General features: G+C 38.8%; 31 protein-coding genes. 10 read left to right on the top strand and 21 right to left on the bottom strand.

All coding sequences use genetic code 11. The annotated features are described in order from the left end of the window. Nucleotides 1–61 precede the first annotated feature (61 nt). From lysA to MHB65_RS06285, 11 genes are all read right to left on the bottom strand, one after another. Nucleotides 62–1,381, bottom strand: coding sequence for a diaminopimelate decarboxylase (lysA, locus tag MHB65_RS06335; protein WP_342442792.1), 1,320 nt, complete (start codon nt 1,379–1,381; stop codon nt 62–64). A gap of 224 nt (nt 1,382–1,605) precedes the next feature. Further along, entirely contained in the window at nt 1,606–3,054 is a 1,449-nt protein-coding gene (locus MHB65_RS06330; protein WP_205442122.1) for a spore germination protein, read from the bottom strand. Between the two features lie 15 nt (nt 3,055–3,069). Beyond that, entirely contained in the window at nt 3,070–3,861 is a 792-nt protein-coding gene (gene sigF / locus MHB65_RS06325) for an RNA polymerase sporulation sigma factor SigF (RefSeq protein ID WP_009370709.1), read from the bottom strand. 10 nt (nt 3,862–3,871) lie between these two features. Next, nucleotides 3,872–4,312, bottom strand: a complete 441-nt coding sequence (spoIIAB, locus tag MHB65_RS06320; RefSeq protein WP_205442121.1) for an anti-sigma F factor — start codon at nt 4,310–4,312, stop codon at nt 3,872–3,874. After that, nucleotides 4,305–4,658: an anti-sigma F factor antagonist gene (gene spoIIAA / locus MHB65_RS06315; RefSeq protein WP_004232181.1), complete on the bottom strand. Its 354-nt coding sequence runs from the start codon at nt 4,656–4,658 to the stop codon at nt 4,305–4,307. Before spoIIAA ends, spoIIAB begins: the two co-directional genes overlap by 8 nt. A gap of 238 nt (nt 4,659–4,896) precedes the next feature. Beyond that, the gene (locus tag MHB65_RS06310; RefSeq protein WP_342442791.1) at nt 4,897–6,147 is read right to left on the bottom strand and encodes a thymidine phosphorylase; all 1,251 of its coding nucleotides are present in this window, start codon (nt 6,145–6,147) and stop codon (nt 4,897–4,899) included. 15 nt (nt 6,148–6,162) lie between these two features. Beyond that, on the bottom strand, nt 6,163–7,344 hold the full coding sequence (gene deoB, locus MHB65_RS06305) for a phosphopentomutase (RefSeq protein ID WP_342442790.1): 1,182 nt from the start codon (nt 7,342–7,344) through the stop codon (nt 6,163–6,165). Nucleotides 7,345–7,442: 98 nt separating this feature from the next. Further along, the gene (gene xerD, locus MHB65_RS06300; protein WP_205442118.1) at nt 7,443–8,345 is read right to left on the bottom strand and encodes a site-specific tyrosine recombinase XerD; all 903 of its coding nucleotides are present in this window, start codon (nt 8,343–8,345) and stop codon (nt 7,443–7,445) included. Between the two features lie 177 nt (nt 8,346–8,522). Next, nucleotides 8,523–8,987 carry a Fur family transcriptional regulator gene (locus MHB65_RS06295; protein WP_004232171.1) on the bottom strand — a complete coding sequence of 155 codons (465 nt, stop codon included), beginning with the start codon at nt 8,985–8,987 and terminating at the stop codon, nt 8,523–8,525. A gap of 122 nt (nt 8,988–9,109) precedes the next feature. Continuing rightward, a complete protein-coding gene (locus tag MHB65_RS06290; RefSeq protein ID WP_205442117.1) occupies nt 9,110–9,622 on the bottom strand; it encodes a hypothetical protein in 513 nt (170 codons plus the stop codon). 53 nt (nt 9,623–9,675) lie between these two features. Continuing rightward, nucleotides 9,676–10,233, bottom strand: a complete 558-nt coding sequence (locus tag MHB65_RS06285) for an NUDIX hydrolase (protein ID WP_342442789.1) — start codon at nt 10,231–10,233, stop codon at nt 9,676–9,678. A gap of 76 nt (nt 10,234–10,309) precedes the next feature. Between MHB65_RS06285 and MHB65_RS06280 the strand changes: the two genes are divergently transcribed. Together MHB65_RS06280 and MHB65_RS06275 are read left to right on the top strand one after the other, a co-directional pair. Next, the gene (locus MHB65_RS06280) at nt 10,310–11,209 is read left to right on the top strand and encodes an aldo/keto reductase (RefSeq protein ID WP_342442788.1); all 900 of its coding nucleotides are present in this window, start codon (nt 10,310–10,312) and stop codon (nt 11,207–11,209) included. Continuing rightward, on the top strand, nt 11,206–11,685 hold the full coding sequence (locus MHB65_RS06275; RefSeq protein WP_342442787.1) for a VanZ family protein: 480 nt from the start codon (nt 11,206–11,208) through the stop codon (nt 11,683–11,685). The genes MHB65_RS06280 and MHB65_RS06275 overlap by 4 nt, the downstream gene beginning before the upstream one ends. 436 nt (nt 11,686–12,121) lie before the next feature. Here the strand turns inward: MHB65_RS06275 and MHB65_RS06270 are convergent, their stop codons facing one another. The 3 genes from MHB65_RS06270 to MHB65_RS06260 form a co-directional block, all read right to left on the bottom strand. Continuing rightward, on the bottom strand, nt 12,122–12,628 hold the full coding sequence (locus tag MHB65_RS06270; protein ID WP_342442786.1) for a GNAT family N-acetyltransferase: 507 nt from the start codon (nt 12,626–12,628) through the stop codon (nt 12,122–12,124). A 179-nt stretch (nt 12,629–12,807) separates the two neighbouring features. Continuing rightward, nucleotides 12,808–13,074, bottom strand: a complete 267-nt coding sequence (locus MHB65_RS06265; protein WP_342442785.1) for a YqkE family protein — start codon at nt 13,072–13,074, stop codon at nt 12,808–12,810. Between the two features lie 23 nt (nt 13,075–13,097). Continuing rightward, nucleotides 13,098–14,282: an acetyl-CoA C-acetyltransferase gene (locus tag MHB65_RS06260; RefSeq protein WP_205442110.1), complete on the bottom strand. Its 1,185-nt coding sequence runs from the start codon at nt 14,280–14,282 to the stop codon at nt 13,098–13,100. Between the two features lie 207 nt (nt 14,283–14,489). Between MHB65_RS06260 and MHB65_RS06255 the strand changes: the two genes are divergently transcribed. Further along, on the top strand, nt 14,490–15,461 hold the full coding sequence (locus MHB65_RS06255; RefSeq protein ID WP_342443700.1) for an alpha/beta hydrolase: 972 nt from the start codon (nt 14,490–14,492) through the stop codon (nt 15,459–15,461). Between the two features lie 49 nt (nt 15,462–15,510). Here MHB65_RS06255 and MHB65_RS06250 read toward each other — a convergent pair whose 3' ends face one another. The 3 genes from MHB65_RS06250 to sirA all read right to left on the bottom strand — a co-directional run bounded on the left by MHB65_RS06250 (nt 15,511) and on the right by sirA (nt 16,870). Further along, nucleotides 15,511–15,981, bottom strand: a complete 471-nt coding sequence (locus MHB65_RS06250) for an S-ribosylhomocysteine lyase (protein WP_205442109.1) — start codon at nt 15,979–15,981, stop codon at nt 15,511–15,513. Nucleotides 15,982–16,126: 145 nt separating this feature from the next. Continuing rightward, the gene (locus MHB65_RS06245; protein ID WP_342442784.1) at nt 16,127–16,345 is read right to left on the bottom strand and encodes a YneF family protein; all 219 of its coding nucleotides are present in this window, start codon (nt 16,343–16,345) and stop codon (nt 16,127–16,129) included. 99 nt (nt 16,346–16,444) lie between these two features. Continuing rightward, nucleotides 16,445–16,870, bottom strand: a complete 426-nt coding sequence (sirA, locus tag MHB65_RS06240) for a sporulation inhibitor of replication protein SirA (RefSeq protein ID WP_243456062.1) — start codon at nt 16,868–16,870, stop codon at nt 16,445–16,447. Between the two features lie 340 nt (nt 16,871–17,210). Between sirA and MHB65_RS06235 the strand changes: the two genes are divergently transcribed. From MHB65_RS06235 to MHB65_RS06205, 7 genes are all read left to right on the top strand, one after another. Further along, nucleotides 17,211–17,567, top strand: coding sequence for an ABC transporter permease (locus MHB65_RS06235; RefSeq protein WP_205442107.1), 357 nt, complete (start codon nt 17,211–17,213; stop codon nt 17,565–17,567). 15 nt (nt 17,568–17,582) lie between these two features. Next, entirely contained in the window at nt 17,583–18,221 is a 639-nt protein-coding gene (locus MHB65_RS06230; RefSeq protein ID WP_342442783.1) for a PspA/IM30 family protein, read from the top strand. Between the two features lie 225 nt (nt 18,222–18,446). Further along, on the top strand, nt 18,447–19,562 hold the full coding sequence (locus MHB65_RS06225; RefSeq protein ID WP_342442782.1) for an alpha/beta hydrolase: 1,116 nt from the start codon (nt 18,447–18,449) through the stop codon (nt 19,560–19,562). 63 nt (nt 19,563–19,625) lie between these two features. Then, the gene (gene liaF, locus MHB65_RS06220) at nt 19,626–20,309 is read left to right on the top strand and encodes a cell wall-active antibiotics response protein LiaF (RefSeq protein WP_342442781.1); all 684 of its coding nucleotides are present in this window, start codon (nt 19,626–19,628) and stop codon (nt 20,307–20,309) included. Beyond that, nucleotides 20,306–21,346, top strand: coding sequence for a sensor histidine kinase (locus tag MHB65_RS06215; RefSeq protein ID WP_342442780.1), 1,041 nt, complete (start codon nt 20,306–20,308; stop codon nt 21,344–21,346). The genes liaF and MHB65_RS06215 overlap by 4 nt, the downstream gene beginning before the upstream one ends. Beyond that, entirely contained in the window at nt 21,321–21,953 is a 633-nt protein-coding gene (locus MHB65_RS06210; protein WP_009370700.1) for a response regulator transcription factor, read from the top strand. Before MHB65_RS06215 ends, MHB65_RS06210 begins: the two co-directional genes overlap by 26 nt. A 482-nt stretch (nt 21,954–22,435) precedes the next feature. Next, nucleotides 22,436–22,777: a hypothetical protein gene (locus tag MHB65_RS06205; RefSeq protein WP_259419255.1), complete on the top strand. Its 342-nt coding sequence runs from the start codon at nt 22,436–22,438 to the stop codon at nt 22,775–22,777. A gap of 237 nt (nt 22,778–23,014) precedes the next feature. Here the strand turns inward: MHB65_RS06205 and glpX are convergent, their stop codons facing one another. The 4 genes from glpX to MHB65_RS06185 all read right to left on the bottom strand — a co-directional run bounded on the left by glpX (nt 23,015) and on the right by MHB65_RS06185 (nt 26,211). Beyond that, a complete protein-coding gene (gene glpX / locus MHB65_RS06200) occupies nt 23,015–23,980 on the bottom strand; it encodes a class II fructose-bisphosphatase (protein ID WP_259419256.1) in 966 nt (321 codons plus the stop codon). Between the two features lie 96 nt (nt 23,981–24,076). Further along, complete coding sequence (dhaL, locus tag MHB65_RS06195; RefSeq protein ID WP_259419257.1) at nt 24,077–24,727, bottom strand: dihydroxyacetone kinase subunit DhaL; 651 nt, start codon at nt 24,725–24,727, stop codon at nt 24,077–24,079. Between the two features lie 12 nt (nt 24,728–24,739). Next, complete coding sequence (locus tag MHB65_RS06190) at nt 24,740–25,741, bottom strand: dihydroxyacetone kinase subunit DhaK (protein WP_342442779.1); 1,002 nt, start codon at nt 25,739–25,741, stop codon at nt 24,740–24,742. Then, complete coding sequence (locus MHB65_RS06185; protein ID WP_259419259.1) at nt 25,741–26,211, bottom strand: RpiB/LacA/LacB family sugar-phosphate isomerase; 471 nt, start codon at nt 26,209–26,211, stop codon at nt 25,741–25,743. Before MHB65_RS06185 ends, MHB65_RS06190 begins: the two co-directional genes overlap by 1 nt. Between the last annotated feature and the right edge of the window lie 66 nt (nt 26,212–26,277).

Here is a 26,277-nt window from a genome sequence, read left to right as displayed (position 1 = left end):
CCCCATAATAAAATAAATGTTGTAATGGACGCTAGTAATACCCACTTATTTTTCCTCAAATTTACTCACCCTTTTTTAAAGTTAGCGGGAGATCGTTTTGCACAATATCTTCATAACTTTCGCGGCGAATAGCTAGTTGATGCTGTCCATCCTCTACAAATACAACAGCAGGTCTTGGCACACGATTATAGTTACTAGCCATTGAATAACCATACGCACCTGTACAGAAAATGGCTAACACATCACCTGAAGCAGCATCTTGTAGTTTAGCATCAATAATTAATTTATCGCCAGATTCACATAATTTACCAGCAACTGTATAGAGTTCATCTTTCGGCTCATTCGCCTTACTTGCGATGACTGCCTCATACTTAGCGTCGTATAGTGCTGGGCGGATATTATCACTCATACCGCCATCAACCGCAATATATTTGCGCACATCTGGCACTGTTTTTTGTGAACCGATTGTATAAAGAGATGTTCCTGCATCACCTACAAGTGATCGACCTGGTTCAATCCAAATTTCCGGCATCTTCAGTCCAAGAACAGTTGCTTTATTTTTGACAACTGTAATCATATCCTCTACATATACTTGTGGTTCAAGCGGTGCATCTTCTTCAGTATAACGAATACCAAAGCCCCCACCTAAGTTTAACACAGTACATGTAAATCCGTGAGTCTTGTTCCAATCAGAAATTTTGTCAATCAATTTTTCTCCAGCTAAGCCAAAACCAGCAGTGTCAAAAATTTGTGAGCCAATATGACAATGTAAGCCTAGTAACTCTAGGAATTCATGGCTAAATGTTTGTTGGAATGCTTCATCCGCTTGACCATTGTTTAAGTCAAAGCCGAATTTTGAATCTGCTTGACCTGTCGTGATGAAATCATGCGTATGTGCTTCAACACCTGGTGTAACACGTAATAATATACGCATTTTTTGCTGACGGCGCTCCGAAATTTCTTTTAAAAGCTGTATTTCATAGAAATTATCTACAACAATACATCCAATCTTGGAGTCAAAAGCTAGCTCTATTTCAGCAATGCTTTTATTGTTACCATGAAAATGAATGCGCTCTGCAGGGAAACCTGCCTTTAATGCAGTAAATAACTCCCCACCAGATACAACATCCAATGATAAATTTTCTTCTGCTGCTAATTGATACACCGCTACACATGCAAATGCTTTTGAAGCATAAGCTACTTCTGCTTTTACGCCTAGTTTTTTAAACGTATCGATAAAGCTGCGTGCACGCTTACGAATAAGTGCAGTATCATACACGAAAAGTGGTGTACCATACTCTTTTGCTAGCTCTAGTGTGTCTACCTGTCCAATTGTTAAATGACCATCTTCAGAAATCGCTTGTGTTCCATATAAATGCATGTGCATCTCTCCCTTTTCACATCGTTCCATCTTGTTATTTTTACGGCTTGATAGTGGAATCATTCTTTACCATTTAAAGCCATCCCATCAAGAAATTATTTCCATCAAACATAAAAAAACAAATGTATAATACTTGCTTTTTCTTGAATGAAAATAATTTTTGCAAAAATCACAAAATACTATATGTGAACTTTATCACATGAAAAAAACGAGTGCAACGGCTCCTATGATCTTTTTCGCTGTTTGGAAGCGACTACATAAGGTCTTAATGCATCAGAAGTCATTGGGAAACGAATGATGACACGAAGCATTGCCGTTGGAAAGAATGGAACAAGCGGCCATAAATAAGGTGCCTGCATTGGTCGCAATGAACATAAATAGGTAAACAATAAAAATAAACCAATAAATAACCCATTGACACCCCAGAGACCCGTCATCAGCAGTAACAGTAACCTAAAAATTTTAATGGAGATACTGAGCTCATAGGACGGAATAATGAAAATAAGAATAGCTGCAACTGCTGTATAGAGGACCACCTCTGAAGAGAATAATCCAACATCAATCGCAATTTGACCAATGATTACCCCCGCAACCAATCCCATCGCTGTCGATAATGGTGACGGAGTATGAATGGCGGCCATCCTCAAAAACTCGATGCCAATATCTGCAATCAGTATTTGTAGTAACAATGGTACATGTGATTTCTCCTCCGTACCTAAAAAGGAGAGGGCATCCGGAAGTAAGGATTCATTCGTTGCAAATACATACCACAATGGCAATAAAAGTAAACCCATAACGGAGCCAAAATATCGCATTAAACGTACAAACGTCCCTACAGTCGGTGCCTGTCGATATTCCTCCGCATGCTGTAATAAATGAAACATGGTAACAGGCACTAAAATAACGGATGGAGAGGTATCGACTAATATAGCTATGTGCCCTTCAAGTAGATGGGCAGCTGCAATATCAGGTCTTTCCGTATAACGTACAAATGGCACTGGATGGAACTTTTGTTTAAAAAGCCATTCTTCTAATGATTTATCGGCCATCGTCAAGCCATCATGATTAATTTGTCCAAGACGCTGTCGTAAACTTTCGAGCATATCTTCATTGGCAACATCCTTCATAAACGCGATCGCCACGTCGGTTTGACCGATTTTGGATATTTTATGTAGCTCGAAACGTAAATTACTATTGCGAATTCGCCTACGTATTAAAGCTGTATTTTGAGAAATTCCTTCTGTAAAGCCATCCCTTGAGCCACGGATAACTTTTTCATTATCTGGCTCTTCTGGAGAACGTCCTGGATAGTTTCTAAGCTCTGCAACGTAGCAATAGCCACTTTTGGTAATAAAGGTGACCTGTCCACTTAAAATGGCTAGTAAATAGGCTTTACGCTCTGTTTCCTCTGAACGTCCATGGAAATTAAAATAGGACTCAAAGTATTCCTTCTCATCCTCTACTTCAATCTCAACGTCCTCATCTGGGAGCATACTAGAAAGTAACTGTGTTAAAGCTTCTCCATCTACAAGCCCACTAATATATGCACAAAGGACCGGCAAATCTTTGACAAATAAGTGTTTAATCCCAACGTCAAATGATTCGCCGTCACCAAAATGTTCTATAAGAAAATCTTCGGCTTCTTCTAAGCTGTTAAATAATTTATTTGTCATGCTGTCACCATTTTCTTAGATGTCTTTTTTTATTACTTCCTGCTCCACTGTTGCACTTGTTGCCATCCAACTTTTCAGCTGGGCAAGAATTTTTTTCTCTAATCGGGATACTTGTACCTGAGATATACCTAATCTATTTGCAATTTCAGTTTGCGTGCAATCTGAAAAATAGCGAAGATATATGATAGACTGCTCTCTCGGCTCAAGTCTCGTTAGTACTTCTTTCAGTGGGATATAATCAAATGGTTGCTCTGATTTCTCATCCTTCATTTGATCCATTAATGTAATGGAATCCCCCTCACTTTCATACAATTGCTCATGAAGAGAGGCTGGGTCTCTCAGCGCATCGGATGCGGTGACAATTTCCTCGGTTGTCACACCAAGCACCTGAGCGAGTTCTTGAATAGTTGGAGGATGTTCGTTCTTTTTAATAAATTCGTCAGTAGCATGACGGATTTTAAAATTGAGCTCACGAATAGAGCGGCTCACCTTCACCATGCCATCATCCCTTAAAAAGCGTTGAATTTCTCCAATAATCATCGGTACGGCATAGGTTGAAAATTTCACATCATATGTTAAATCGAATTTATCCACAGATTTCATGAGCCCTATGCAGCCAATCTGGAATAAATCCTCAAGCTCAACACCTCTCGTTGTAAAACGTTGAACAATGGACCACACAAGTCTCGTATTGCCTTCTACCATTCGTTTACGAGCCTCATGATCGCCCTGCTGTGCGCGTGCAATTAAATCACGCATTTCCTCCTGAGACAAAAGCTTATCGGACGACTGTTCTAACGGCTTCACGGGCTTAACCTCACATTACCGCTGTGCGAACTGTGTAAAATTTCTTCGTGAATGTTACAGTTGTTCCTTCTTGCCATTTTGATATAACTGTCAGCTGATCCGAAAAACTGTCCATAATAGTGAAGCCCATACCTGAACGTTCCATCATACTTTTCGTTGTAAATAACGGCTCCATCGCTCGACTAACATCCTCAATTCCTACCCCTTTATCCATGACAGATACTGTCACAATATCATCCTCACGTTTAGCATGAACTGTCACAACACCCTTACCATCTTCTTCATAGCCATGAATAATGGCATTGGAAACCGCTTCTGAGACAACTGTTTTAAATTCTGATAGTTCATCAATAGTTGGGTCTAATTGTGCAATAAAGCCTGTAACTGCTACACGCGCTAAAGCTTCATTTTCACTAATTGCCAAAAAAGTTAATGTCATTTCGTTATCCATTTACAATCCCCCTTACGCGATCAATCGCTTGTTCCTCTGTTGCATCCATCATCCATGGCCCTAATCCTGAAAATTGAAATACTTTTCGCATTGTTGGCGATGGATTCAATAAAATAGTTCGCCCAGCAACTGCTTCTAACTCACGCATTCGACCAAGCACTAAGCCAACTCCCGAACTATCCATAAACGATAGCCCTTCTAAGTTCCAAATGATGGTCGTCACAGTGCCTTGAAAAATTGCTGCAGAAATTTTCGCTCGAATTTGTTCTACTGCATGATGATCGAGCTCCCCAAACAAACGTATAACGACTGTCTCTCTTGTGACCATTTCTAATTGATAATGCATGAACATCGCCTCCTCCTCGTGCAATTCCACATTCAATATGGTGAATCCTTGCGGCTGACAGAACTAGTGCAAAGTCTTCCGAAATAGTGTCTAATCGACATACTTATAGCTTTTTAGGTTAAGTGCAGTATGGGATAAATCAACAATTTCTAAACGCTATCGATTGCTAAAGTTTGGCGATTCATGGAACACAAAAAAGCGAGAGCCCTCTTAAAGTGAGGGCTCTCGCTAAGGATCTTTATGCAATTGTATAAGCTTGTTGAATTTTATTAATTGTTTCTTCATCAATTGGTTGATTTGAATATAAATAAGCAATCGTATCGCCAGTATGGACATGGTCACCTTTTTTAGCAATAAGCTGAATGCCTGCATCATAATCTAGCTGCGATTCCTTCGTTAAACGCCCAGCGCCTAGACTAACACTTGCTTCCCCAACTAATAAGGCATTAATAGTTTCCACAGTGCCCCCTGTAATCGCTGTCACTGCTACTTTATGAGCTGTTTCATTTTGAACAATATCAGAGACTACTCCACCTTGCGCCACAATAAACTCCTCGAATTTTGCAGCTGCAGAGCCATCTGCAAGTACTCGCTTCACCGCAGCAGTCGCTTCCGCTTCATTCACGCCAGCAGCGATTTGGTACATTAAGGAAGAGATGACAACACATTCATCAACCAAATCCTCATGCGTTTCTTCCAAGCGTCCACTTAATAAGGCATATGCCTCGACAACCTCAAGCTTATTACCAATCATTTTCCCTAATGGATTATCCATATCACTAATATGTGCGATGACTTTACGTCCAAGTTTTTCTCCAATAGCCGTCATTGTATCCGCTAAACGCTGTGCTTCTTCCTGCGTCTTCATAAACGCACCTGAGCCACATTTTACATCGAGTACAATACCATCGGCACCGCTTGCAATTTTTTTACTCATAATCGATGCTGCGATTAATGGAATAGAATCGACAGTACCTGTCACATCACGCAATGCATACAATTTTTTGTCGGCTGGTACAAGATTACCTGTTTGTCCAGCAACGGCAATTTTATGCTGATTGACATTATCAATGAACTCTTGTGATGAAAGTTCTGTTTTGAAGCCCTGAATGGATTCCAGCTTATCGATTGTTCCCCCAGTAATCCCTAAACCTTTACCGCTAAATTTCGCAACAGGAATTCCTAGAGCAGCAATAATTGGTGTGACAACAAGTGTGACCTTGTCACCAACTCCTCCTGTTGAGTGTTTATCAATTTTAAAGCCTTCAATAGATGTTAAATCAATGACATCGCCTGATTCGATCATTGCCTTTGTTAAATAAAATGTCTCATCATCAGACATGCCCAGTAAACGTATCGCCATTAATAAAGAACTTGCTTGATAATCTGGGATTGAGCCTGTCGTATAGCCTTCAACAAAATACTGAATTTCAGCTTGAGAAAGCTCTAATCCTTGTTTTTTCTTTTCAAACAATTGAACCATATTCATACGAAAAAAACCCCCTTATTTCAAATCATGTAAGAAACTTTTACCGAATGGTGGTGCTTCTACATGAAAGTTTTCTGCAACTGTTGCTGCAATATCTGCAAAAGTTTCACGAAGCGCAAGTTCCGCCCCACCGTTAAAACGTGGTGAATAGACAATTAGTGGTACATATTCACGTGTATGATCTGTCCCTGGGAAGGTTGGATCATTGCCGTGATCTGCTGTAATAATTAATAAATCGTCTTCTGACATGGCTTCTAGAATTTCTGGTAGGCGTGCATCAAATTCTTGTAATGCTTGTCCATAACCTAGTGGATCACGACGATGGCCAAAATTGGCGTCAAAGTCCACTAAATTTAAGAAGCTAAGTCCGCGGAAGTCACGACGTACAACTTCTGCAAATTGATCCATACCATCCATATTATTTTTTGTACGGACCGAATCTGTCACACCTTCACCATTGAAAATATCTGAGATTTTTCCAATGGCAATCACATCTAATCCCGCGTCCTTCAAAACGTTCATCGTTGTACGACCAAATGGCTTTAACGCATAATCATGACGATTGGATGTACGAGTAAAGTTTCCAGGCGTACCCACAAATGGTCGGGCAATGACGCGACCTACTAAATAGTCAGGCTGTAATGTTAATTCACGAGCAATTTCGCAAATTTTATATAACTCTTCTAGTGGAATGATTTCCTCATGAGCCGCAATTTGTAAAACAGGATCGGCTGATGTATAGACAATAATCGCTCCAGTTTCCATATGCTCCTTCCCGAAGTCTTCAATCACTTGTGTACCACTTGCTGGCTGATTGCACAGTACTTTACGACCTGTACGTTTCTCTAGCTCATCAATTAGCTCCGCTGGAAACCCATCTGGATACACTTTAAATGGTTTATCAATATTTAACCCCATGATTTCCCAATGGCCTGTCATCGTGTCTTTACCAACTGATGCTTCTTGCATTTTACCGTAGTATGCTTTAGGGTCAGTAGTTGCATGCATTCCATGCAATGGTTCAATATTCGCTAAACCAAATGACTCCATTACTGGCATTGTAAGCCCATTCATTTTTTCAGCGATATGTCCTAGTGTATGTGCGCCAACATCACCGAAATTGGCAGCGTCTGGTGCTTCACCAATACCTACGGAGTCCATGACAACGACATGGATTTTATTAAATGGTTTATTCATAATGGTTGCCTCCTAATCTCATGACTCTATTTTACCAAAAAAATGCGAAAAATAAAGGTCAGACATCCGACTGAAATATAATTTTTTCCTATGATGTTTTAAGCACGTGGATGGAATTGCTTATAGACCTCAGATAATCTTGTTTTGCTAATATGTGTATAAATCTGCGTAGTAGAAATATCTGCATGACCAAGCATCTCCTGTACCGCTCGTAAATCGGCTCCATTTTCAACCAAATGAGTGGCAAAAGAATGACGCAATGTATGTGGTGTTAATTCATGTTGGATGCCTGCCTTTAATGCATGCTCCTTCATTAATTTCCAACAACCCTGCCTTGTTAAACGTTTCCCTCTTTGATTAATAAAGAACGCATCTGTTTTAGGGTGCTTTCCCTGTAATTGACCACGAGCACCGTTTAAATAGCCATTTATTGCCGAAAGTGCGCTTTTGCCGAGTGGAATGATTCGCTCCTTGCCGCCCTTCCCAAATACACGTACAAAGCCCATGGTTAAATGAATATCAGCTAAATCCAGTGCAATGAGTTCACTGATACGCATACCAGACCCATACAATAACTCCAGCATGGCAAGATCACGTATGCCTTGTGGCTTACTTCGATTCGGAGCTGTTAGTAAAGCTTCAATTTCTTCGATAGATAAGATATTAGGCAATTTTTGCTCAATTGTCGGCATTTCCAAATGAACTGTCGGATCAGTTTCTGCACGCTTTTCTCGTAGTAAAAATTGGTGGAAACTCCGAATAGATGAAATATGACGGGCAACTGTACGACTTGTCTTCCCCTGTGCCCGCAATTGCTCTAAATGGCGTAATATAGTTGTCCGTTCCACACGACTAAAATCAGCCATACCCTCTGCTTCCTGTAAAAAATGAACATAGCTTTCTAAATCTCGGCGATAGGATGCTAATGTATTAACAGATAACTGCCTTTCCACCTGAATAAAATGGATATAGTCCTCTACTGCATATTGAAATTCATTCATCACAACGCCCCCTTACTGTCAATTATTCTCTATTTTAGCATGGCCTTAAGAAATGTGCTAAAGCACCCTCCGTTCGACATAAACCACCAACCATAATAGAATTTGTACTTCATTTTTATAAAAACAAAAAACTGCCCGATTCAATCTATACCAAAGATTAAAACAGACAGTTTTTTGTTATTTTTCTTCATTCGATTCGTCGTTTTTATCATGACAGCGCCAGCATATGCCGTGGAAAGTTAGTCGGTGATCTTTTATGATAAAGTTCCAACGTTTTTCAACAACGGCTTCCACATCTTCAAGTAAATCTTCTTGAATTTCATCAACAGCACCACATTCGATACAAACAAGATGATGGTGGAAATGGGCAGCTCCCTCTTGGCGTAAGTCATAGCGCGATACGCCATCGCCAAAGTTGATTTTGTCGACAATTTTGAGCTCCGTTAATAATTCTAACGTTCTATAAACAGTAGCTAGACCAATCTCTGGTGCTTTTTCCTTTACTAAAAGATAAACATCTTCAGCACTTAGGTGGTCCTCTTCGTGCTCAAGCAAGACAGCAACTGTCGCTTCTCGCTGCGGCGTCAGCTTGTAACTAGCACTATGCAACTGTTTTTTTATACGATCAATTCGGCTCTCCATGTGACGCCCCCCTAAACTCTTTCCATTATACCAAAGGAGTAAATCCTATTACAAGATAGTGAATAGATTTCTAACCTGCTTCTACTTTTTTATCTGATCACAATTTTTGTCTATTCAATCCATCATTTTAACACATATGAAATAACAATAAACTCAGCAACTATTATGATGAAAAATGCGATAAAATTCAACAAAATTGTCCGACCAGATACTTGTTTCCCGATTTTTCGCTTTGACCAAGCGGGTACAAGTAAATTGCATAGGACTAGCAACAATATACAATAGATGAGCTGAAATGGAAACCACCAAATCGTATAAAGCCAAAAAGCTTCAAGTTTTTGTAATAAAAAAACCGAACTAAAGCCAAAAAAAGTGGCACGCATGGCTACGGTCACACGCACTAACACCTTTAAGACGCTATGTGTTGCTAGTAATAATACAAGACCTATGGAAATAGCGACAGGCAGCACTAAACGAAAAATGGATTGCCTGTCCCCATCTGCTAAACGAGGCTCTATAAATAAAATAAAGGGTTCCGCTTTCGGTCCACCAATAATATGAAAGAAAATAACGCCACAAACAAAACTTACCGCAATGATGGAAGCGTGATAAAAAATAGACACCGTACGAGACATAAACATGCTCCTTTTCTATCAAGGTTTGTACAGCTTATGCTCGTCCGTCTCTATTATGCTAAAAGATTCTTTTCTAAATTTGCAGCCAGCCACAGTACTGCAAATGCTGTTTTAGCATCATATATACGCTGGTCAGCCACCATTAATTGTGCTTCTTCCAACGAAACTTCTAAAAGTTCGACAAATTCATCCTCATCTAAATCTGCTTTATTGTCTATTGTATATAATTCCTTGGCTACAAACAAATGAATGACTTCATCCGCAAAGCCTGGTGATGTTGCAAAGGTTTGTAAAAAACTAAGTTTATGCGCTCCATAACCTGTCTCTTCCTCTAATTCTCGGCGTGCTGTCGCCACAGGTTCCTCACCAGACTCAAGTTTTCCAGCCGGAATTTCAATAATAGAACGCTCCAGCGCTTTACGATATTGTTCTACTAACACTAGTTTCCCCTCGTCCGTAACAGCAATCACTGCTACGGCACCTGGGTGCTTAATTATTTCACGTTTTGCAACCTGTCCATTTGGTAATGTAACATCATCAATTTGTAGTTTTATTATTCTTCCGTCATAGATTGGTGTCGATTTCGTTGTTTTTTCCTCAAACTTTTTCATTGACGATTACCTCGCTTGTTCTTCAGATATGTTCATTGTACCATTACAAGTAGAGAAATCGAAGGAGGTCATTCGTATGAAAAAAAGACAGCTTGGTACAAGCGAATTGTTTATTTCAGAGATTAGTTTAGGAGGCATGTCTCTTTCGACAGATAAAACACAAGCAGCTGCCATTGTCGATATGGCACTAGATGCTGGTATTAATTATATAGATACAGCTGATTTATATGATTATGGTGCTAACGAAGAGATTATTGGCACAACATTAGGTAAACGTCGTCAGAATGTCATCTTAGCAACAAAAGTAGGTAATCGTTGGGTAGAAGGTGTAGATGGCTGGCAGTGGGATGCATCACCATCCTATATAAAAGAAGCTGTCCATGCTAGCTTACAACGTTTAGGAACGGACTATATTGATGTATATCAATTACACGGTGGCACAATCGAGGATGATTGGGATGGAATTATTGACGCTTTTGAAGGATTGAAAAAAGACGGGCTCATTCGTGAATATGGCATTTCCTCTATTCGTCCAAATGTTTTGCAACGGTTTTTACCTGCAAGCTCAGCAAAAAGCGTTATGATGCAATATAGTGCTCTAGATCGCCGCCCTGAAGAATGGCTTGAGTTTATTGCGAATCAAGGTGCATCTGTTGTAACACGTGGCACAGTGGCAAAGGGCTTATTAACGAATAGCTGGCAACAACGTCTACAACAGGTTAATGGTTTTAACACCTATACAGCTGAGGAGTTAACAACAACGTTAACAGACTTAGCTTCACACTATGATGATTTGCATGCATTGGCTACCGCTTTTAATCTGAAAGAGCCGACAATCGCTTCTACGGTCATTGGCGCAAGCTCACAACAACAGCTAGCTCAAACACTTGCTGCCTACGAGAAAATCAATTCCATAACAGATTTTAAGTTAGCGAATGAGCGAACAAAAAATGAGATTTATCAAGAACATCGATGAAAAAATGGCTAATTTTTATCATTTGTCTAGTCGTACTAGTAATCTCCTCTAGTATGACCTATGAGCAACAGAGCATATTACCAGAATTAGAAGATTTACTTGCCAATAAACCTTTTGAAAAACAACTATCTATTTTAAAAATTCCCTATTGGGGAACCATTGTTTCCGTTGAAGAACGTGGTTATTTTCCATTTGTAGAGTTTTTAATTCGTAAATTGACACATTTCATGGGATTTGGCTGCATCGCACTTGGTCTATATTTTGCCTGGGGAAAACGACGTTTTGCAGCAAGTATTGCCATTGGTGGAACAGCTATGATTGCTACGCTTGATGAATTTCGACAAAGCTTTACCCCAGGTCGTACAATGAGTGCTCAGGATGTACTTGTCGATACAGCTGGAGCCATTGTTTTTGTTAGTATCGCTGTAGCAATGAGAAAAATACTCAAAAATAAAAGACAAAAGGCATTATCCTAGCCTTTTGTCTTCATCGTGTTGAATAACAAAATATCCATAGAATATAAAGTAAAAAAGGTTTGCCGTTCCGCAAAAGAGCGCTCTTTTTTACAAAGGTTTCACAAATAAAATGAAGGTGTTCACTACTCACTTTATTGATGGTCGTTGTGATGAATCCCTTCTCTACTCTCTAAAAATATTTTATTCACTACTGGTACTTATGAAGGACCCTGAAGTGGCACTTTTGCAGCATGGTTGATTGAATGGAGCCAGCATCACTCCTAGGGGATTTAGCGTCACAGTGAAGCGGCTCATCGGACGCCCCACGGAAAGATCTCTGGCGGAACGGAAATCAACCCCACGCCTTGCTAAAAAATCTTTTTCTTGTGACATTACCTTTTTTCAACAACATAAAGACAAAAGGTACAATCATAGCCTTTTGTCATAGCCATTTATTTCAAAGTTGGAACCTCCAAAAATAGAGGGAGTTTGTTTCTTTATACAAGGCAGCTCCCGCTTTTTCTAAAACTCGATGGGATGCCACATTATCTTTTTCGGTATCTGCAATAACGTATTTTACATTTGGCTGATGAAGTAACCAGTTTTTTAGAGCTATGATTGATTCGGTCATATAGCCCTGCCCCTGATAATAAGGAAAAGTATAATACCCAATCACAACTTCCCCTCGCTCATTTGGCATACCTTTAAGCATTATGCCACCAACAGCGCAATTTTTTTCTGTTAACACAAGTAACCAATTCGTATGCCACAGATAGTTTTGCTCATCTTCTACTACTTTGGAAAGTCTAAAATAAAGCGCTTGTTTAAGCTCGCAATCTAAACTCCCTACACCTTTAGACAATGACAACTCCTCCGCCATTTGCTCCTCATGCTCTATTAGTAATTTTAGATACTTGGCGTTTAAAGGAATTAAACTTATTCTTTTTGTCTGTAATTCTACCATGTTGTTCTCCTAACATAATTTAATCGATACTAAACTACAATTAGGTATATGTTATTGGCAGCGTCTCCCGTTCCATTGAATTCAAAAATCTCTCTTTATATATCGACTATAACGACATAATTTTAATGCTGTAAAAGACAAAACAGTGAACCCACCTGTGTGAATTCACTGTTTTTTTCTTAAAATTTAGAGCCTTTATCGCCATATTCGTTTAGTAGTTCTTCAAACGATTTATTTTTTTCACGTTGTTTACGTTCAAAAGCTAGTTTTGCTTGGCGTTCTTCTTCTGCTGCCTGCTCTTTCGCAGTTAAATCTTGCTTCGCTGCTTTTAATTTTGCTAGCACATCGCCACCTAGCTGATCTGCTAATGTGACCGCCTCTTGCTTAGGTAGGCTGGCTGTTAAGCTATTGTCTGTATGTTGTTGCTGTTTTCTTTTCTTTCCCATTTCTATTCACCTTCTTATAGACATCAAGGGCGCTTCACTACTGTTGCTACGCCTTGTCCCCCACCGATACATAATGTGGCTAAACCCGTTCTCACATCACGCTTTTCCATCTCATGTAATAGCGTTACCAAAATACGAGCACCACTTGCACCGATTGGGTGACCAAGAGCAATAGCACCCCCGTTAACATTTAGTTTATCATGATTAAAGCTTAATTCACGATCTACAGCAATCGATTGTGCTGCAAATGCTTCATTTGCCTCAATTAAATCGATATCGTTTAAAGTAATCTCGGCCTTTGTCAGCGCTTTTTGTACTGCTTTTACAGGACCTGTTCCCATAATAGCAGGATCTACACCAGCACTAGCATTCGCTGTAATAATCACCATCGGTTGAATACCTAGCTCTTGTGCTTTTTCCTTTGACATCACCACTACCGCTGCCGCACCATCATTAATACCAGACGCGTTCGCTGCTGTCACAGAGCCATCCTTTTTAAATGCTGGTCGTAGCTTAGCTAAGGACTCCGCTGTCACACCTGCTCGTGGGAATTCATCTTGATTGAAAAGAAGTGGCTCTCCCTTACGCTGTGGAATTTCGACAGCGACGATTTCATCTTCAAACTTGCCAGCTGCAATCGCTGCCTCTGCACGTTGCTGAGAACGAGCTGCAAAAGCATCCTGCTCTTCTCGAGAAATTTGATACATATCACATAAATTTTCAGCTGTAATCCCCATATGATAATCATTAAAAGCACACCATAGGCCATCATGAATCATTGTATCTACTACCTTTTGATCGCCCATTCGGAAGCCTTCTCGTGCATTTTTTAAGACATATGGAGCCTGACTCATATTTTCAAATCCACCTGCAACAACAATCTCAGCATCTCCCGCTATAATCGCCTGTGTTGCTAAATGAACAGCCTTTAAACCTGATCCACATACCTTATTAATTGTTAATGCAGAAACCTCATGTGGTAAACCAGCCTTAATTGCTGCTTGACGAGCTGGATTTTGTCCAAGTCCAGCCGCTAAAACATTCCCCATAATGACCTCATCGACGTGTTCCCCTGCTACGCCAGCACGTGCTAATGCCTCTTTAATGACAATGCTACCTAACGTTGTCGCTGGTACGTCTTTTAATGTCCCCTGAAATGAGCCGATAGCTGTACGCACCGCACTCACGATTACTACCTCGTTTGTCATAATCATTCTCCCCTTTTCCCCGTTCAAAAATCAACACTGCATGCATATGCTACTAGCAGATATGTATATTTTAACAAATATTATGACGATTTTCGATAATAGAAATAATCGCAGTTTTGCCAAAGATATTGTAAAATGTTGACGTGTTTTAAACAATCTTAGTTGGGAACATTACAAATAAGAAACAGCATGTGGAGGTGTTTTATGATGAAAAAGAAGATGCTTTTATTCTCTGGTATTACAACAACGCTAGCCGCAGCTGCAACAGGTCTGTTCGGCTTCGCGCTTTCCAATAAATTAATGTATATCCAACAAAAAGACCCTGAATTTATTCGGGAACGAGAAACGACTGCAAAGCGCTTTGATGAAGCTTGGTACAATAAAAACTTGAAATGTGAGCTGAATATTGATTCCCCAAATGGCTACTCAATTCGAGGCATTATGTTTCAGCCTTTGCAAACCAATAACACCATCATCATTTGCCACGGGGTTACCGAAAATAAAATAAATTCCGTGAAATATGCTCGCCTATTTGAAAGACTTGGCTATAATTCCGTTATATTTGACCACCGTCGCCATGGTGAATCGGGAGGCAAGACAACCAGCTATGGCTACTATGAGAAAAACGATCTTGATGCCGTTGTGAAAACAGTAAAAGCCATGATTGGCGAGGATGCTATTCTTGGCATTCATGGTGAATCGATGGGTGCTGCAACCATGCTCCTCTATGCAGGAACGGTTGAAGATGGAGCTGATTTTTATATCTCAGATTGTGCATTCTCTGATTTTTCTATGTTGCTCAAGCAAATTGCGAAAACTGAATTTAAATACGGCTCGATTATTCCTATTCGTTTTGCCGACTTTTTTGTTCGTCTCCGAGATGGTTACTCATTTAAAAGTGTAACACCTGCAGAAGCTGTCACACATATTGAAAAACCTGTACTCTTTATCCATAGCATTCCAGATACATTTATTCCAGCCTCCATGTCACTAGATCTTTACAATAAAAAAGCAGGCCCAAAAAAATTAAAACTTTTTGATACAGGCGCACATGCACAGTCCTTTAATGAAAATATGGATGAATATGAGGATTTAATTCATGATTTTTTAGAAAATTTTATTTATCAAAAAATCAATCGGGATTCTTCCTCCTCCAATGTCATCCCATTCCATTTTTAGTGCGTATAAAAACCTTGCGGAATTTTTTATCGCAAGGTTTTCATTTTGTTTATTCTTCAAACACGATATGCCATTCATCACGTTTTGCTAAAAATTCTTGCGCTAATGCTTGTGCCCCTTCTAAGCTATGGCTAGCTGCCCAGCCACATTGCACTTCATTGCAGGCAGGTACGGCTGTTGCCTTTGTCACGTCTGTAAAGGTTTTTTCTAAAATAGTTAATAAATCCTCATAATCATTATGATTGATCAATGATACATAGAAGCCTGTTTGACAACCCATTGGACTGAAATCAACAATATGATCTGAGTAATTACGGATAATGTCAGCGGATAAATGCTCTAAAGAATGCAATGCAGGCATTTCCATATGCTCTTTATTTGGCTGTTTAAAGCGAATATCGTATTTATATACTTCATCGCCATTTTGGCCCGTTTTCACACCTGCTAAACGAACATAAGGTGCCTTTACTTTTGTATGATCTAGATCAAAACTTTCTACATTTGTTTTTTCTTTTTGCAAAATATACAACTCCCTTCCGTATGGTAATTCTATTATACATAGTTTCCCGATAGAATTGTATGATTTTCAAGAATTTTTTAAATACTGTTAAAAATAAAAAAAAACAACTAGTTATGCTTGAACTAGTTGCTCTGATCATTCCAAATTACTTCTGGAATTTATTCATTTGCGCCATCATTTGACGTACTTGCTTTTCAGACGGCGTACGACCCATTTGTGCCATCATCATACGAATCATTTGCTCATTAATAGGTGGGTTTTCTTTTAAATATTTCATCATAGCTTGACGAGCGAAATAGAAACCAAGTGCCGCGCCCGCTGCTAATGCGATAATTACGATAATAATCCAGCCCCATATAGGCATACAACCAACCTCCTCCACTACAATATACCGAGAAAAAACTCTCCACGCTCCATTATACACGAAATAATAGCGTGTTACTATATATTGTAGTGAATTTTCCTAGTGCATTGTATACTTCATCGGCTTTAACCACCCACACTCATTATCCTGTTTATTAAAAGCAATAAAGCGTTCACTCATTTTAGCAAGCATTTGAAATAAATCTAAATCTAGCATTCGTGAACCTTCACAATAAACACAAATTTTACGATCCACTAAATAAATAGCCATTTTGCCTTTTATCGGATGTTCTAAAAACAAAGCATTGCGAGCTCTTTCTAGGTGTGCATATTTGGAATCAAGTTGTTGCTCTAACATGGCTGCAATCTCCTCAAAACGAACGGATTCACATATATATGCAAGCTCTTTTAAGGATTTCTCGTTGGCATCTTCACAACCTTGCATCATCTCTAATAACTTACGCTCTCTGCCAAAAATAAACGTTAAATGCTCTTCTTTTATCTTATATATAGAATAGGTTCTCACCAGAAATCCTCCTTCGCTCAGTTTCTTTTCCATAAGTATAGCTCATTCAATCTTGTTTATTTGTCAAACGAAGGAGGGATCTCTCTTCTATTTTTGTCGAAAAAATTCTAGTTTCGGATCTATAAATGACTTTATGACAAATGGTAATTATATCCAAGAATAAATAATATTTTTCCAAAAAATAAGAAAAAACCGCTTGTTTAGCACGCCAAAAACCTTCTATTGTGGCTGCTTAGATGAATCTCAGCCTCGAGACCTAGTACAAAATCAATTTCGAGTCCGTTTTAGACAATCTTGTAAACAGGTAACATAAAGGTACAAACGAAAGGAGCTAAAACAAATGAAAAAATTTCTTTTATTAACTGGAGGCGTCATTGCAGCATGTGTTGCACTTGCGTTAATCGGACCACTGGCAGGATTATTATTCTCCGGACTATTTGTAGCACTGGGCATGCACTTCTACATTGCTAGTAAGTCAACATTCGGTAAAATTTTCTGGTTTACAGTTGGTCTAATCGGTGTCCTATCAGCAGTGTCCAACATTCCAGCAATGGTTGGTCTTGCAGCAATCGCCATTATCTATGTTATCTATAAAAAATGGAATGGTGAAGATGTAAAAATCCCAACAATTGAAGAAAAAAAAGAAGAAGATCCGTTTACAAACTTTGAAAAAGAATGGTCAAACTTAACAAAATAAAAGGAGCGAATTTAAATGAACTTATTTCAACGTTTTAGATATACAGTAGAGGCAGACTTACATCAATTATTTGATAAGAAGGAACAAAAAAATCCGATTGCGATGTTAAATCAATACATTCGTGAAGCAGAAAAGCAAACGGAACAAACAGGCAAATTATTAGAGCGACAAGGGCAATTAAAAGAAAAACTAGAGCAAGAATATAAAGAGAACGCGGATTTACTTGCTAAACGTGAATCTCAATTGGCACTAGCAAAAACGAGCGGAGAGCAGGACTTAATTGATTTCGCTACGGATGAAGTAACAGCTTATTCAGCCCGTAACCTTACATTACAAGCTAGCATTGAAGCAAGTACACGTGAATACTTCGAGCTTGAGCGTAAATTTGAAACAATGAAGCATAAAATTAAAGATATGAAAGTGCGTCAATTACAGCTGATGGGGAAAGAAAATGTAACTCGCGCCCATCATCAAATGGATGGAATGATCGCCAAAAACAATAAAACAAACTTTGAAGATTTAGAAGCGTATATCGATAAATTAGCTTATCAAATCGATAAAGATCATGAGCTCACAACTTTTGAGGCAAGACTCGCAGAATTAGAAAAAAAAGCAGTAGAAGATAGCTCACCACTGCTAATTGAAAATAAATAACATGGTATAATATAAAGAGATAAGGGATGCCTCTATTTAGGAAGCATCCCATTTCTTTGAAGAAAAGTAATCTACATTTATAGGACCTTCTCTCTTCCAAATAACAAAAGATTCAATGCAACAGATTTTTCAATAGCATTTTTCCTTGGTGGTTTATTGATATTTGTAGTTACCTTGATTTGGGTATTGTATTAGCGATTAATACTGGAAAAGGAAATTACTAAGATGAAAATTAAAAAGTGGGTCCATCATATGATTAAAATCTGCCTTTTTGCTTTAATTTTTCTCCTCGTACTTTCAATCTGTTTATTGTGTTATCGTTCCATTGTTCAACAACAGATAAAGCAACAAAGTACGGCCATTATTGAAAATGGTGGTATTAGTGAACTAAAAGAAATAACTGTAAATGGAGATAAACAATTTATACTAGTAGAGGGGCAAGATAAAGAAAGACCATTTTGTTTATTCCTTCATGGTGGCCCTGGCTCCCCATTTCCATATGGGGTAAGTGCTAGAACGCTGTTTCCTGAGATTACCGAGAACTGCGTAGCCGTATTTTATGATCAACGGGGTTCTGGTAAAAGTTATAATAAAAACTTATCATTAAACACAATGAACTTAGTTCAATTCACAGAAGATGCTAATAGTATTGTGGATTTTATAAGAGTACATTACAAACAGGAAAAGATCTTTATCATTGGGCAATCTTTTGGAACAGTAATCGGAACACAATTAATAGCTCAATATCCCGAAAAGTTTCACGCTTATCTAGGCATTTCGCAATTAACGAATCCAACAAAGGGACAGGAACTTGGTTATGAGTGGCTAAAGAACGAAGCTCAAGCAATTGACGATGAGAAAACTCTTAGAATTTTGGAGAGTTTTGATAAAAAACCCTATCTTGAAGAAGATGAAGACCAGTTTAGTAAACTTATCAATCAATATAAAGGAATGAATTATTCTGATGATACCATAGAAAAGGTGAACCTTTTTAATTTAATCAAAGGGGCTTTCACTTCACCTGACTATTCTTTACAAGATATTTATCATGCATTTATTTCTGGTCCCCAATTTAGTCTTATCGAAAGCAAGGAATTAAAAAAAGAAATTATCCTTACTAATTTTTTTGAAACTGTTAAAACTATAGAAATCCCTGTTTATCTTATTCATGGAATATATGATAAACAGGCAAATTATGAATTATCTAAACAATATTACGAGATTTTAGATGCACCAAACAGCAAGGAGTTTATCACATTACAACACTCTGCTCACTATCCAAACAAACTTGATGTCACACTAATAAATGACACATTGAAAAAAATGCTTGAAAAATATTAACGCATGAAACTTGTAGAGAAGTTCAGCTTCTCACATCAATTTCTAGAAGGAAGGGTGACCCTCTTGCAAAATTTCACAACAAATAAGCTCACATTTTGGGTACTTTGCTTCTTTTTACTCGTCTTCGTGGAGCTAACTATTTTTAATAACGGTGGTGCCTTCTGTTTATTGATTGGGGCTGTACTTCTTTATTTAAGTTTTTCCAAAAAAGTTCGATTTTTTAAATGGACAGGAATTTTCTTTATTGCCATTGCTTTGTTCACGATGTGGAGCTTACGTTTATTTATCGTCATCATGCTCTTATATATGCTCTATCAATACTTACAAAGAGAAAACGAGCCAAAAGTAGTTGGTGCTGAGCTTTTTGAAAAGCTCCCTGCGACTAAAAATGACTTAATTGGCACAATGCCAGCGCCTACAGAAGCATATAAATGGCAAGATGTACAAATTCAGCGCCTTGCAGGAGATATTACCATCGATACAACGCAAACGATCTTACCAGCTGGCACTAGTTTAATTACAATTCGACAAGGTATCGGTAAAGTTCAAATTTATATTCCTTATGAAATTCCATTCCGTTTACAGTATACGACGTTATTTGGTGAGCTTTCCTGCTTACATGTCGGGCCACAACGTATATTAAATGAAAGTATTACTTTCTCCGATGGCAACCCTGAGGATGCTAAACGTGTATTGATTATTCATGTCGCAACCTGGCTTGGAGATTTGGAGGTGCTACGAAAATGATTGCCTTTATCTCAAGATTATTTACATTATTTTTTATTTTAATGAGTGCTGTTTTCGGTCTTCTTGTTGCACTATGGGGCAATCCTGATGAAAAAACATGGGAGCCCTTATGGCAGCAGAATTACGATAATATCCCTCTAGGTGGCATCATCATAGTTAGCCTGTTTATACTTAGCTTCCTGTTTGCCAGCTGGATCAGTATGACTGCAAGGGCACGAGAAGCGCAGGCAACACGAATAGTGAAACAATTAATCGAGCCTGATTTTGTTTTTCCTCAAAAACAAGCTCTTCCGAAGTCGTTAAAAAAGGCACTTGTCCAAACGAGTGAATTAATCGATACACAACGTAAAAGTTTACAGCGTTTGTCTAATGAACGGGCTGAGGCCAATGATAAGATAATTCAGGAGCGTATTATTGCTGAACGCCAACGTCTAGCTAGAGAACTACATGACTCTGTGTCACAGCAACTATTTGCTGCCTCTATGTTACTATCCGCATTAACTGAAAATGACGAACATGCTACTAGCTTAAAACAGGTGGAGAAAATCGTTCAGCAGGCACAGCTAGAAATGCGTGCATTACTGCTACACTTACGGCCTGTAGCTCTACACAATAAAACTTTGGCACAAGGCTTAGAGGAATTGATTATTGAGCTTCAGCAAAAAGTTTATTTCCATATTGAATACGAGCTAGAGGAAATGGCCTTAACGAAAGCAGAGGAAGATCATTTATTTCGTATTGCACAGGAAGCCCTCTCCAATACGCTTCGTCATGCCAAAGCAAGTGAGGTCGAATTACTGCTTGTGGCAAGAGACGACTTAGCTATTTTACGAATTCAGGATAATGGGTTAGGCTTTGATGTGGAGGCTGATAAATCAACGTCGTACGGCTTACAAAATATAGCTGAACGAGCAGTTGAAATTGGCTGCACCTATAAAATTGTATCAGTGCCTGGTGAAGGAACAATTGTAGAGGTTAAAATTCCTTTACAAAAAGAGGAGGTCAATGTCGATGATACAAGTGCTCATAGTGGATGATCATGAAATGGTACGGATTGGTGTGTCAGCCTATCTTTCAGCACAGCCAGATATTACGGTTGTAGGTGAGGCTGAGAACGGTAAAGAAGCTGTGGAACGTGCCCTAGCGCTAAGGCCTGATATTATTTTAATGGATAATGTGATGCCTGTTATGACAGGAGCAGAGGCAACAGTGGAAATATTAGCAGCATGGCCTGAGGCAAAAATCATGATGGTGACTAGCTTTTTAGATGATGATAAAGTATATCCTGCCTTAGAGGCTGGCGCGGTAAGCTATATTTTAAAAACATCTAATGCCAAACAAATTGCAGATGCTATTCGAAAAACGATGGGTGGCGAAACGGTATTAGAGCCAGAGGTCACTTCCAAAATGATGCACCGCATGCGCCACGGCAATAGTACGCCACTATACGAACAATTGACTGAACGTGAAATGGAAGTATTATTGCTAATGGCCCAGGGTAAAGCCAATCAGGAAATCGCTGATGAGCTATATATTGCCTTGAAAACAGTAAAAACACATGTTAGTAATATTTTAGCAAAGCTAGAAGTTCAAGATCGTACTCAAGCCGTCGTCTACGCCTTCCAAAATGGGCTAGCGAAATAACCATCTATCCATTGCGCTTTGAGGACATGGCGATCTTTCAACAGAAATCTTACCAACTAATCATCCATTTATTTTAGTATGAGCCAAAATAAATGGATGATCCTGCGTAGAAAACGTCCTTGCAACAGACACCCATTGATTTATCTTATCCTATACTCCCCCAAGATGAAAAGGGATTAAAGCAGTAGGTCTTTGCGCTTCAATACTTCTAAACTTACTATATAGAGAACAAGACGAATCCCAAGTGGTCAGACTAGCAACTAAATCGTACTCTCCTCACCACCAATAAATTTGATCGCAATACTCGTAAAATTTTTTAGGCTTCTTACCATATACTAGTTTAACCATGCCTATATATATTCGATGAGATTTAGCAAAATTGATACTATGAAATGAGAAGTCAAAATAATCTTGATAGTACGTTTTGTTAGATAGAACTTTTTATCGTTTGGTACGTTAGTATTTATAAAAGGGGAGCTTTCATGGATAGTCGTTTTACGTATCAGCACTTTATTAAAAATAATGCTTTTGCATTATTGGACCCTGTTTTTATTGTATTGCTGCTGTTCTCCATTGTACTGCTTATCATCGTTTTGCTGAAAAAAGTGCCTGTTTGGGTATGTACTCTTTTTGGTACTTTAACTAGTATTGTAGCCGCACAGCTTCTTTGGTTTTCTGGCATTATTGCTGATGAGCTAGGGATTGGTGGTAGTGCAAAAAGCTTTAATCTTTTTATTAGTATCGTGATTGTGCAGTGTCTTAGTTTATGGGTAACTAGCAAGAAAAACAATAAAAAAATACCGCAACATAGCAGCGTGATGTAAAGTCACGCTGTGTTGCGGTATTTTTATGTAGCTTATAGTGCTTTTACTTTTGCTACAACGTTTTCGACTGTAAAGCCATATTTCTCGATGACTAATTCACCTGGTGCGGATGCGCCGAATTTATTGATTAACTATACAGCTTCTTTATGGACTGCACCCTGCTTTTCAACAGGAGATACTATGTAAGCTCCCCCCTTCGCTACACCCTTATATACGATTTCAATAGAAGCGTGATTGCTAATTAGCCGTTACTAAAATCTCATTTTCTTCATGTTTTGCTTCAACAAACTGTCTATGATTTGGGGCAACAACTAAACTATATGAATGCATTATCGCTTGCTGTTGCATAACCCCCTTTAAAATAAAGCCATCCGTGACACCTGTTGCAGTAAATAAACAATCATCTGTTTGAACAAGTTCATCCAATGTCCAAATTTGATGAGGGTCTTTGATACCCATTTTGACACAGCGGGCATATTCCTCCTCTGTCTCTGGCATCAATTGACCTAAAAAGTCACCACCAAATCCTTTTTGTGCCGCTGCAGCAATAACCCCTTCTGGTGCACCACCAATACCAATAAACAAATCAACGTCACATTGCTCTAATGATGTTGCTAAAACGCCTGTAATATCGACTTCGGCAAAAAGCTTGACCTTAGCTCCTTCCTCTAATACATCCTCAATCCATTGCTGATGACGTGGACGATCTTGAATCATCACCGTTAATGCACGTACAGGCTTATGTAATGCCTTTGCTACACGATGCATATTTTCTTTTAAAGAATCCGTTAAACAAATCGCCCCTTTCGCTTGAGGTCCGCAAGCCATTTTTTTCATATACATATCAGGTGCATGAAGTAATGTTCCTTGTGGTGCTACAGCCATCACTGCCATTGCATCATTCATACCTTTTGCTACTAATGTAGTGCCTTCAATTGGATCTACTGCAATATCAACATGCAAAGCTTCTCCTGTTCCAAGCTTTTCTCCAATATAAAGCATCGGTGCTTCATCCATTTCACCTTCACCAATGACAACTGTAATATCCAATGGTAATTGGTTCAGTTCATTTCGCATCGCATTTGTTCCTGCACCATCAGCCGCTATCTTATTGCCACGTCCAATCCACGGATAGGCGTTCAGCGCTGCCATCTGTGTTACTTTCATAAAATCATTTGCAAAATGCTTAATTTGTACAGTCATTTTCATCATTCCTTTCAAAAAAGGCAATAAAAAACACTCACCCTAAAAAAGGCATGTCCGAAAACATCATTTAAAGCGGATGAATGCTATTTTTAGTTATACACGCATCGTATTTTGTGCGATGTATAAAAATTGCTCCATAATTAATGCTGCTGATGTAGCACCAGGATCTTGCACGCCAATGGAACGTTCACCTAAGCGGCTTGAACGACCTCGTTTTGACAATAAATCTTTCGTTGATTCAGCACCTTCTTTAGCAGCAGCAACAGCTTTTTCAAAGGCTACAGGAAAATCTCCATCCTTATTAAATTCAGCAATTAATGTTTCACGCGCTGGAATAAGTGCATCCATCATCGTTTTATCGCCTAACTCTGCTTGCCCACGCTCCTGTACTCCATCTACAAAGGCAACCCAAAAATCTTTCCATGCTTCATCATTTAACATATCTTTACCTTTTATGGCTTTCGCCCCACGCATAAAGCCTGTTGCATATAATGGACCAACGGATGAACCAACCGCACTTAAAAATGTACGACCAGCAGTTGAACTTACTTTGACACAGTCCTCTTCCTCAGCTAAAGGCCCTTCTAGTTGTTCTTTAACAGCTTGCCAGCCAATAGACATTGTGACACCATGATCACCATCACCTAATTTACGGTCAAGCTCACATAAATAATCTTTTTGTTCTTCAATCATATCCACTATTTTCAATAAAAACTGTTTAAATTGTGTTACCGTGACTTCCATCTCGCTTCCTCCCTATCGCTGTACATACATTGGACAATCTGCTGCAAAATCAATGACTTCCATCAGCTCGTCATCTAATTGTGCAATGGATATAGATGCACCACCCATTTCTAAAGATGTGCTATAATTTCCCACAAATGAACGATGAATGTGAATATTTTTTGCTGTTAAAATTTGTTCAACACGACGGAATAAAATATATAGTTCCATATTCGTTGTTGAGCCTAAACCATTTACTAATACAGCTACTTTGTTACCGCTTTCAATTGGCATATCTTCTAAAATAGCATCTACCAATCTATCTACAACCTCGTCAGCCGTTTGAAGTTTACCTTTTTCAATACCTGGTTCTCCATGATGTCCTAAACCAATTTCCATCTCATCCGCTTCTAATTCAAAGCTTGGCTGACCTGTTTGTGGTAGTGAGCACGGTGAAAGACCAACACCCATTGTACGTGTCACATCGTTCATTTTATTCGCAACACGCACAACCTCTTCTAAACTATAGCCCTTTTCAGAGGCAGCCCCAGCAGCTTTCGTCACGAAAAACTCACCTGCAATACCTCGACGTTTGTGCTGTTCTTCCTTTGGTGCGGATGCAACATCATCTGTTACAATGACACATTCTACAGTAATATCTTCCTCTAAATCGGCAAGCTCTGCTGCCATTCCGAAATTCATTAAATCACCTGCATAATTTCCATAAATATAGACAACACCTTGTCCATTATCAATTTTTTTCGTTACCTCAACAATTGGATCTGGGGAAGGAGAAGCAAAAATATTCCCTACAGCTACACCATCTGCCATCCCATATCCTACATAACCCATAAAAGCAGGCTCATGACCTGAGCCACCACCAATTAAAACACCCACTTTTTGGCTTTCTTCACGAACAGCAACTAAAGCACGTTTATTTTCTGCTAATTGCTGTACATAATTTGGAAAGGCTTTTACATAGCCTTCAATCATTTCATCCACAACATTTGCAGGATCATTCATTAATTTTTTCATTATCTATGTACACCCCCATCAATATAACTTTGTTCTTGGTTCATAATTTGTTGTACTTTACGCGCGGAATTACCACCTGGAAAAGCCGAATTCAAATAGATTTCTACTACTTTTTTTGCTGCTTCTATGCCAATTACTTTTTCACCTAAAGTAATAATTTGTGCGTCGTTACTTTTACAAGCTCGTTCCGCTGAATAAACATCATGTGTTGTTGCTGCACGAATCCCTGGTACTTTACATGCCGCAATCGCCATACCTAGCCCTGTACCACACACTAAAATGCCTCGATCTAATTGATTGTTCATAATAGCTGTGCCTACTGTGAACGCAACACCTGGGTAATCAATTTCTGTACAATTGTCTTTTGAACCATAATCAATCACTTCATGACCTAATTCTTCGGTAATATATTGTTGCAAAACTTGTTTCAAATGATGTGCATTATGGTCTGAACCTAAACCAATTTTCATTATACAATTTCCTCCTACTTGTCATCTATATATATTTGGTATTTTCTGATAAATATAATATTATTC

This window comes from Lysinibacillus sp. FSL K6-0075 (assembly GCF_038592945.1).
In the GTDB taxonomy this organism is placed as follows: Bacteria; Bacillota; Bacilli; order Bacillales_A; family Planococcaceae; genus Lysinibacillus; species Lysinibacillus fusiformis_F.
The sequence above is the reverse complement of the archived record's forward strand: the minus strand, read 5'-3'. Positions and strand labels throughout refer to the sequence as shown.

Bases quoted from the DNA above. Each gene is read 5' to 3' on its own strand.
- lysA (WP_342442792.1), bottom strand. From the start codon at position 1,381: ATGCATTTATATGGAACACAAGCGATTTCTGAAGATGGTCATTTAACA.
- MHB65_RS06330 (WP_205442122.1), bottom strand. From the start codon at position 3,054: ATGACAAATAAATTATTTAACAGCTTAGAAGAAGCCGAAGATTTTCTT.
- spoIIAB (WP_205442121.1), bottom strand. From the start codon at position 4,312: ATGGATAACGAAATGACATTAACTTTTTTGGCAATTAGTGAAAATGAA.
- spoIIAA (WP_004232181.1), bottom strand. From the start codon at position 4,658: ATGCATTATCAATTAGAAATGGTCACAAGAGAGACAGTCGTTATACGT.
- MHB65_RS06310 (WP_342442791.1), bottom strand. From the start codon at position 6,147: ATGAATATGGTTCAATTGTTTGAAAAGAAAAAACAAGGATTAGAGCTT.
- deoB (WP_342442790.1), bottom strand. From the start codon at position 7,344: ATGAATAAACCATTTAATAAAATCCATGTCGTTGTCATGGACTCCGTA.
- xerD (WP_205442118.1), bottom strand. From the start codon at position 8,345: ATGAATGAATTTCAATATGCAGTAGAGGACTATATCCATTTTATTCAG.
- MHB65_RS06295 (WP_004232171.1), bottom strand. From the start codon at position 8,987: ATGGAGAGCCGAATTGATCGTATAAAAAAACAGTTGCATAGTGCTAGT.
- MHB65_RS06290 (WP_205442117.1), bottom strand. From the start codon at position 9,622: ATGTCTCGTACGGTGTCTATTTTTTATCACGCTTCCATCATTGCGGTA.
- MHB65_RS06285 (WP_342442789.1), bottom strand. From the start codon at position 10,233: ATGAAAAAGTTTGAGGAAAAAACAACGAAATCGACACCAATCTATGAC.
- MHB65_RS06280 (WP_342442788.1), top strand. From the start codon at position 10,310: ATGAAAAAAAGACAGCTTGGTACAAGCGAATTGTTTATTTCAGAGATT.
- MHB65_RS06275 (WP_342442787.1), top strand. From the start codon at position 11,206: ATGAAAAAATGGCTAATTTTTATCATTTGTCTAGTCGTACTAGTAATC.
- MHB65_RS06270 (WP_342442786.1), bottom strand. From the start codon at position 12,628: ATGGTAGAATTACAGACAAAAAGAATAAGTTTAATTCCTTTAAACGCC.
- MHB65_RS06265 (WP_342442785.1), bottom strand. From the start codon at position 13,074: ATGGGAAAGAAAAGAAAACAGCAACAACATACAGACAATAGCTTAACA.
- MHB65_RS06260 (WP_205442110.1), bottom strand. From the start codon at position 14,282: ATGACAAACGAGGTAGTAATCGTGAGTGCGGTGCGTACAGCTATCGGC.
- MHB65_RS06255 (WP_342443700.1), top strand. From the start codon at position 14,490: ATGAAAAAGAAGATGCTTTTATTCTCTGGTATTACAACAACGCTAGCC.
- MHB65_RS06245 (WP_342442784.1), bottom strand. From the start codon at position 16,345: ATGCCTATATGGGGCTGGATTATTATCGTAATTATCGCATTAGCAGCG.
- MHB65_RS06235 (WP_205442107.1), top strand. From the start codon at position 17,211: ATGAAAAAATTTCTTTTATTAACTGGAGGCGTCATTGCAGCATGTGTT.
- MHB65_RS06230 (WP_342442783.1), top strand. From the start codon at position 17,583: ATGAACTTATTTCAACGTTTTAGATATACAGTAGAGGCAGACTTACAT.
- MHB65_RS06225 (WP_342442782.1), top strand. From the start codon at position 18,447: ATGAAAATTAAAAAGTGGGTCCATCATATGATTAAAATCTGCCTTTTT.
- MHB65_RS06215 (WP_342442780.1), top strand. From the start codon at position 20,306: ATGATTGCCTTTATCTCAAGATTATTTACATTATTTTTTATTTTAATG.
- MHB65_RS06210 (WP_009370700.1), top strand. From the start codon at position 21,321: ATGATACAAGTGCTCATAGTGGATGATCATGAAATGGTACGGATTGGT.
- MHB65_RS06205 (WP_259419255.1), top strand. From the start codon at position 22,436: ATGGATAGTCGTTTTACGTATCAGCACTTTATTAAAAATAATGCTTTT.
- glpX (WP_259419256.1), bottom strand. From the start codon at position 23,980: ATGACTGTACAAATTAAGCATTTTGCAAATGATTTTATGAAAGTAACA.
- dhaL (WP_259419257.1), bottom strand. From the start codon at position 24,727: ATGGAAGTCACGGTAACACAATTTAAACAGTTTTTATTGAAAATAGTG.
- MHB65_RS06190 (WP_342442779.1), bottom strand. From the start codon at position 25,741: ATGAAAAAATTAATGAATGATCCTGCAAATGTTGTGGATGAAATGATT.
- MHB65_RS06185 (WP_259419259.1), bottom strand. From the start codon at position 26,211: ATGAAAATTGGTTTAGGTTCAGACCATAATGCACATCATTTGAAACAA.